Below are 7,020 nucleotides of genomic sequence, written 5' to 3' on the forward strand. Positions count from 1 at the left end.
CTCGTCCTGGGTGCTGAGTGCTGGGTACTGTGTGCGGTGTGCCGGGCCTCGTCCTGGCCCTGGCGCTGCGCATCCGGCCGGAACGGATCAGACCGCGGACCGGACGGCCGTGTAGTACTCGCGGATCGTCTTGAGGAACTCGGGGTTCATCCGGGCCTTGGCGAGGATCTCGGCGGGCGGCGTGTAGTCGTCGTCCACCTCGTCGGCGAACTTGGCGTAGTCAGCGCGCAGTTGGGCCTCGATGACCTTCGGCCAGGCGTTCGGGATGGTCCACTCGTCCTCGTAGCCGGTGGCGAGCAGGTGCACCACGGCGGTGTCCACGATGTCCGCACGGCTCTGCGCCTGGATCGGCGCGCGAACCGGGCTGAACGTGCTCAGGTCGTGCTCCGGCTCCTCGCCGAGCAGGCGGCGGGTCATCTCCTGGGCGAGCAGCGGCGACAGGTGGAGGCCGTCGCGGTAGGTGCCGGTCATCATCCACAGGCCGTCCAGGCTGGTCTCGCCGATGAGCGGGAAGCCGTCGAAGGCCACGGGACGGTTGCCGACCTGGACCTTCGCCATGCCACTGGCGTCGAGGTCCCTGCGCAGCTGGCGCAGTGCGCAGTGCAGCAGGAAGGTGGTGTCGCGGATGCTCGGCGCGTCCGCCGGCTCCGGCTCGATCGCGTTCGTGGCGCCGAGATAGACCTCGCCGCGGCCGCGCGGCACCAGGTGCAGGCCGCAGGCGAAGGCGCGGTTCGGCGTGCGCAGCACGCTGGTCGGGGCGGGCTTGTCCGGGTCGATGCGGGCCACGACGGAGACGCCGACTCCGGCGCACAGCCGCGGTATGCGGGCGGCGACGCCGGGCACGGTGTCGAGCAGGGCCTGGGAGGCGGCGCCGGCGGCGAGCACCACCTGGCCGGCGGAGACGGTGTCGCCCGTGGTGAGCCGGACGCCGGTGATCTTGCCGCCGGACGTCACCAGCTCCTCGCCGAACCCGGCGACCAGCACGCCGCCGGCCTTGACGTACGCGTCCTCGAGCCGCTCCAGCAGACCGTCCGCGTTCACCGCGTGCTCACCGGGCACGAACATGCCCATCAACGGGCGGGTGGTCGGGTTGGGGTCGAGCCACTCGACGTCGGCCGGGTCGATGTCCTCGTACGGCTCCTCGTACCGCTCGAGGGTCTCCCGGATGGCCGTGTAGTTGGCGGAGTCGATGCCGGGGACGCCGACGGAGTTGAGCAGCATGACCGTGCCGTCGGCGACGCGGAGGTCCTCGGTCTTCCCGGTGTCCTCGGCGAGCCCGGCGAGCCAGTCGGCCCAGAGCTTGCTCGCCTGTACGCCGAGGTCGAGCTTGCCGCGGCCCTGTTCGCTCTTGAGGAGCGTCGTGGTCACCTCGCCGAACGCGCCGAGCATGGCACCCGCAGCGGTGGAGGCGGCCCACGGCCGGTCTCCCCGGCCGAGCACGGCGACCCTGGTGCCGCGCCGGGCGAGGGCCAGGCCCAGGGACAGGCCCAGCACGCCGTTGCCGACGACAAGGACTTCGAAACTGCGGCCTGCCGGGTTTTCGCTAGTCATCGCTTGAGTCTTCCCATCCTGTGAAACCGCCGCTCAGGGCATGGTTGTTCGGGGCATCCGGTCTTGTCAGGGCTGTCCTGCGCCGCTGCGCGGAAGTTCGGCGAGGACTTTGGCCACGCCCTCCACGACGTCATCGATCTCCTGGTCCCCGCCCAGCAGGACCTGGTGCGGGATCATGAGTCCGCGATGTCCGAGCCGCTCCGCGTTCGGGCAGCGCCGGGCGATGTCCTCGACCGATTCGTCGCCGGTCCTGGCGGTCCAGAACGCCTCGGTGCGGTGGATCGCCGGGTTGCCGCCGAAGGCGGGGATGCCCTCCGCGAGCAGGGCGTGGGCCACGGTGTCCCGGTCCAGGCCGCCGAGTTCCCCGGGGTCCAGGACGAACATGGTCATGTAGTGCGGATTGACGGTGCACCGTTCGTCGCGCCCCTGGGGGATGATCCCGGGGATGCCGGACAGTGCCGCGGCGAGCTTCTCGTGCCGGCGCTCGCGTTGCTCCGTCTGCGCGGCGAGGCGGCCGAGCTGCACCCGGAGCACCGCCCCGGTGAGCTCGGACATTCGGTAGTTGGACGAGGCGGTGCGCAGGCTCAGGTCGCGGGCCCGGCCGCAGTTGTGGCGCGTGCGCGCGTCCTNGGCTCAGGTCGCGGGCCCGGCCGCAGTTGTGGCGCGTGCGCGCGTCCTCGTAGCTCTCCTCGGTCGGCAGCAGCAGGGCGCCGCCCTCGCCGGCGGTCACGACCTTGGTCTCCTGGAAGGAGAAGGTGGCCATGGAGCCGAGCTGGCCGAGTCCCCGGCCGCGCCACCTGGCGCCGTGCGCCTGCGCCGCGTCCTGGATCACCGTGATCCCACGGGGGTCCGCCCAGGCGGTGATGGCGTCCATGTCGGCGATGTGGCCGCCGATGTGGACCGGGATGACCGCCCGGGTGCGTTCGGTCACCACCGCTTCGAGTCCGGCGGGATCCAGGCAGAAGGTGACGGGGTCCACGTCCACCGGCACGGGGATCCCGCCACGGCGCTGGACCGCGGTGGAGGTGGCGATGAACGTGTACGCGGGCACGATCACCTCGTCACCGGGCCGCAGCCCGATGACCTCCAGCGCGAGTTCGAGAGCATGTGAACCGTTGGTCACCGCGAGCGCGGCGGGCGCGTCGTGGAACTCGGCGAACTCTTTTTCGAAGAGGTCCACTTCCTTGCCGCCGTGGCGCCACCAGGACCCCTGGTCCAGCGCCCGCACCACGGCTGCGCGCTCCGAGTCGTCGAACTGCGGCCAGTCGGGAAAGGGCGCGGTGCGCACTTTCGGCCCGCCGTTCATGGCCAGCATGAGCGTTTCCTCCTCGGTGCGGTGCGAATGTCCAGGTGGTCAGACGGGGACGGTGCCGAAGGCGCCGCGGGTACCGAAGGGGTCGAGCTGCATGTCGAGCCCGCACTCCTCCTTCCACCGCTCGGTGATCTCCTTGCCCCCGGCGCGGTTCACGTCGTCGAGCAGCACGCTCGCCCCGGGGGCGAGGAAGTCCCACAGCACCGGGACCGCGGGGTAGCGGGCCATCGTGCGCCCCCGCTCCCAGCCGGGTGGCCCGTCCACCAGCAGCAGGTCGACCGGGCCGTGCTTCTCGGTGTAGGCCCCGACCTCTTCGGTGACCGTCTTGGGCGCGTACCAGTCCACGTGCTTCACCGCGGCGGGGTGCTCCTCCAGCGGCGCGTGGATGACCGTCGCCACCTCGGAAAGGCCCTCGGCGGCCAGCTGCGTGGCGACCCGGTCGGCCCACTCCCCGTCGTGCTCCAGCGACAGCATGTGCCCGTAGCCACGCTGCGCCATCATCCGTGCGAACATCACCGTCGAGGTGCCGCTGCCGCACTCCAGGAGGACCTTGCGGTCCCGCAGGGCGATGTCGTCCAGCACCTTGATCATGGCGCTCGGCCGCAGTGAGACCACGGAGAACGGCAGGTACGGCCCGTTGTTCAGCAGCGGGGACAGTCGTATCCACGAGGCCAGGTCGTAGAACGCCTGAAGGAACTGCGCTTCCATCTGCCCGTCTCCAATCTTTCGTAAGGTGAATCGGCCGTGTTCCGTGTGTCAGCCGACGAGTCGTGCGAGATGGTCGACGGCGGCGTCCACCGGAGGCAGCGAGAGCATGCGCCGCTGGGCCTTGCGCGCCTGCTGGGCGAACCTCGGGTCCTCCAGCAGCCGGGTGCAGGTCTCGGCGACGGCGTCCGCGTTCGCCGCGGGGACGCGTAGCCCGAGCCCGAGTTCCTCGACCCGGTTGGCGTTGTGCAGCTGGTCGCTGACCTCGGGGAGCACGGCCATCGGCACGCCGGCCCTGACCGCTTCGCGGACGCTGTTGTAGCCGCCGTGGGTGAACAGCAGCTGGGCGCTCTCCAGCAGCAGCGGCTGCGGGATGCGCTCGAAGACCCGTATGTTGTCGCCGACGACGTCCTGGTTGAGCGGCATGCCACGGGTGGCGACGATCGCGGTGCAGTCCACTTCGGACAGTCCCTTGACGATCGCGTTGAGGGGGTTGGCGTCGCCCTGCATCAGGGCGTCGACCATGACGGCGGGATCGACCTGGACGTCGCCCATACCCTCGAACATGTGCCCGGCGACCAGTCCGTCGAAGAACAGGCCCAGGATGCGCGGGAACACACTGCTGGACATCACCGAGGCGAACACGTTGGTGCTGGACACCACGACCAGCGGGCGGTCGGTGGGGATGTCCTGAAGCCACTCGGGCCCGGTCTCGTCGCGGACGATGCTCGACGGCTGCTGGTAGGCGAAGGTGTCCGGGATGTCGTAGGTGGCGAACGAGTAGTCCGGCGGCATGCAGTCGAAGCGGCCGTTGGCGTAGATGGCCTCCGGCTCGGCCCCGGCGGGCAGGCCCAGCTCCGAGCGGCGCTCGTTCAGCTCCGCCAGCACCAGCTTGGGGTCCAGATACTGCCCGCCACCCGATGGGGCGGTGACGTGCGGGATGCCGAGCGTCTCGGCGACCAGGTAGCCGGCGAACTCGACACCGCTGCGCAGCACGATGTCCGGGCGGAACTCGTGGGCGGCCTCCAGCAGTTGCCGGTAGGCGTCCGTGACGTGCGGCCCGCAGGAGGTGGCGACGAGCGTCTCGGGCGCGAACGGATCACTGGGCATCGCCTCGATCCGCTTCTCCTGAAGCAGGCGGAGCACGATCTCGGCCATGTCGGTGAACAGCGGCTTGACCCGCATCGGCTCACCGTCGAACACATCGGCCATCTCCGGCGGCGAAACCACCAGGACCTCGTGGCCCGCCTCGGCCGCCGCCCGTGCCAGGGGAAGCAGGGCACGCGCGTTCGAGGGCGACAGCGCGATGCTGCACAGAATGCGCACAACTATTCCTTTCCACGCGGGAGCGGAGTCGGCTGCCGCGGACAATCGCGGGCGAGAACGGGAGGATCACACCGCCCGAGCGCTCCGACCATCGCTATGGTCCGGCCTCGCACTCAGTGTTTTCCTGAGTATTCAGCGCGCTTTTCCGCCGCCGGTGCATCCGACGGTATGCGATTCCGCAGCGCTTACCCAGTTCCTCGTTTCCATCGGCGGGTAACCGTCACCCGAACGTCGCTCGCCAAGGAATTCAGGTCGTCCCACTCCGGGAGAATCACGGTGTCCGGTCACTCCAGGAGACCGCACGCCGCAGCTTTTCCTCGCGCATCGAGGGGGAAACCAGCGAGTCCACCACATCGCGGATGGCCGGATACCGGAAGGCGTACTGGGTTTCCCCGGCCGGGGAACCGTGCCGAGAGCGCCGCAGGAGGTCGCGCCGCTCCAGACAGTCCAGCCACTTCGCGGCTTCCGCCCGGTCCCCGTCGCCGACGGCCGCGACGCTCTCGGCGCAGAACACCCCACCGAGCGCCGAGGCGTTGACCAGCACGGCCTTGGCATCCGGCGGCACCGTATCCACCCGGGACGCGATCACCCGGTGCACGTATTCCGGCAGCGGCGGTACGGCCGATCCGGGCAGGGGCCGCTCCCGCAGCTCATGGGCGTACTCGACGGCGAACAGCGGGTTCCCGCCGATCCGCGTGATCAGCTCCTGCCGCAACTCGCCCGGCAGTGTGTACCCATCGCGCGCGAGCAGGGCGGCCAGCAGCCCGGCGGTGGCCTCCGCCGACAGCGGGTCCAGGGTGAGGGTGAGGGCGTCGCGCAGGCCACCGCCCCAGCCCGGCCGGGCGTCGAGCAGTTCAGGCCGGGCGGTCACCGCCACGAGCATCGGCACGGTGCCCGCGGTGTCGCCCAGGCACTGGATGAAGTCCAGCACAGACGCGTCGGCGAGGTGCGCGTCCTCGAAGACGACCACCAGGGGCCGCTCCGCGGCGAGTTCGGCCAAGAACCGCCGCCACACCTCACCGTCCGCCGTCAGGGCGGCCGCATCCTGGCCCTCGGACCGGAGCAGCTCCCGCAGCCGCGCCAGCATCCCGGTGCCCGTCTCACCGGTGCCGAACAGACGGTGGACCTTGTGGGCCAGCTTGTCGTCCGCCGAGGCGGCGGAGTCACTCGGCTCGATCCCGGCCGCCGCGGCCACGATCCGCCGGAGGGGGCCCAGCGGTGCGCCCCGGTCGGGGAACGATCCGCGCCCGGTCAGCACGGTGAACTCGCCGGAGCCGCGCCCGGCCATGGCGACGAGTTCGGCGACCAGCCTGCTCTTGCCCAGGCCCGGCTCACCGAGCACGGTCAGGAAGTGGGGACGCCGCCGTCGGCGTACGTCGTCGAGCAGCCCGCGCAGCTGCTCGACCTCGCGCTCACGGCCCATCAGGGCAGGCGGCCCGTCCGCACGGGCGTGATCGGGGCGGACGACGACGGGTTCGGATCCCCCGCCCGGCTCCTCGACCGGCTCGTAATCGACGGTGCGCTCGCTGCTCCTGCGCGTGGCCGCGCACACCCGGATGCCGCCCGGGGGCACGGTTTCCAGCAGCTCCATGCAGCTCTCCGGGACGGCGCCGCTGACCACGGGGATCGCACCGGTGCCGTCCGCCGCGCAGGTGACGAGCACCTCGCCGGTCGCCACGGCCACCCGGACCGCGGTCTCCGCGCGCGCCGGGGCCGGCGCCTGACCGGTGGGGCCTGGGCGGCCCGGTCCCCGGCAGCCGAGCCGGTCCCGGATGGCCAGCCCGGCCTGCACGGCGCGGGCCGCGTCGTCCTCCCCGGTACGGGGAACGCCGAACAGGGCGAAGGTGACGGGACCGATCACGCCGGAGACCTTGCCGCCGTGGCGTTCGATCTCCTCACGGATGGTGGCCGTGAGGCAGCCGGCCGGCTGCGCGGCGTCTTCGGGGGCGCCCTGCGGGCTTCCGCCGGGATGGGTGCGCACCAGCAGCATGCTCAGCTGCTTGCGCTGCTCGGTGAGGCCGCCGCCCGACGGGGCCGGCGGGGTGGACCTGCGCGCCGCCACGTGCCGCGCCATCCCGACGATGGCGGGCGGGGTGCCGGTCTCGGCCCGCGCCGGTCGTGGCGGG

At 71.5% G+C, this 7,020-nt stretch carries 5 protein-coding genes and 1 pseudogene; all 6 read right to left on the reverse strand.

The window, feature by feature from the left end; translation table 11 throughout:
* Nucleotides 1-87: 87 nt before the first annotated feature.
* Complete coding sequence (locus tag EEJ42_RS15055) at nt 88-1,551, reverse strand: NAD(P)/FAD-dependent oxidoreductase (RefSeq protein ID WP_123100461.1); 1,464 nt, start codon at nt 1,549-1,551, stop codon at nt 88-90.
* A gap of 66 nt (nt 1,552-1,617) precedes the next feature.
* Entirely contained in the window at nt 1,618-2,106 is a 489-nt protein-coding gene (locus EEJ42_RS54205) for a DegT/DnrJ/EryC1/StrS family aminotransferase (protein WP_425472896.1), read from the reverse strand.
* Between the two features lie 145 nt (nt 2,107-2,251).
* Nucleotides 2,252-2,866 (reverse strand): annotated as a pseudogene (locus tag EEJ42_RS54210) (DegT/DnrJ/EryC1/StrS family aminotransferase); the annotation flags it as partial.
* A gap of 39 nt (nt 2,867-2,905) precedes the next feature.
* Complete coding sequence (locus EEJ42_RS15065; protein ID WP_123100462.1) at nt 2,906-3,571, reverse strand: class I SAM-dependent methyltransferase; 666 nt, start codon at nt 3,569-3,571, stop codon at nt 2,906-2,908.
* A gap of 48 nt (nt 3,572-3,619) precedes the next feature.
* On the reverse strand, nt 3,620-4,894 hold the full coding sequence (locus tag EEJ42_RS15070; protein ID WP_039936379.1) for a glycosyltransferase: 1,275 nt from the start codon (nt 4,892-4,894) through the stop codon (nt 3,620-3,622).
* A gap of 271 nt (nt 4,895-5,165) precedes the next feature.
* Nucleotides 5,166-7,020: ATP-binding protein (locus tag EEJ42_RS15075; RefSeq protein ID WP_148081953.1), on the reverse strand; the 1,855-nt coding region annotated here is incomplete at its 5' end.

The sequence above is a fragment of the Streptomyces botrytidirepellens genome (assembly GCF_003721215.1).
Lineage (GTDB): Bacteria > Actinomycetota > Actinomycetes > Streptomycetales > Streptomycetaceae > Streptomyces > Streptomyces himastatinicus.

What these genes read in the sequence shown, in the direction of transcription:
- EEJ42_RS54205 (WP_425472896.1), bottom strand. Translation starts at nt 2,106, where the DNA reads ATGTCCGAGCTCACCGGGGCGGTGCTCCGGGTGCAGCTCGGCCGCCTC.
- EEJ42_RS15065 (WP_123100462.1), bottom strand. Translation starts at nt 3,571, where the DNA reads ATGGAAGCGCAGTTCCTTCAGGCGTTCTACGACCTGGCCTCGTGGATA.
- EEJ42_RS15055 (WP_123100461.1), bottom strand. Translation starts at nt 1,551, where the DNA reads ATGACTAGCGAAAACCCGGCAGGCCGCAGTTTCGAAGTCCTTGTCGTC.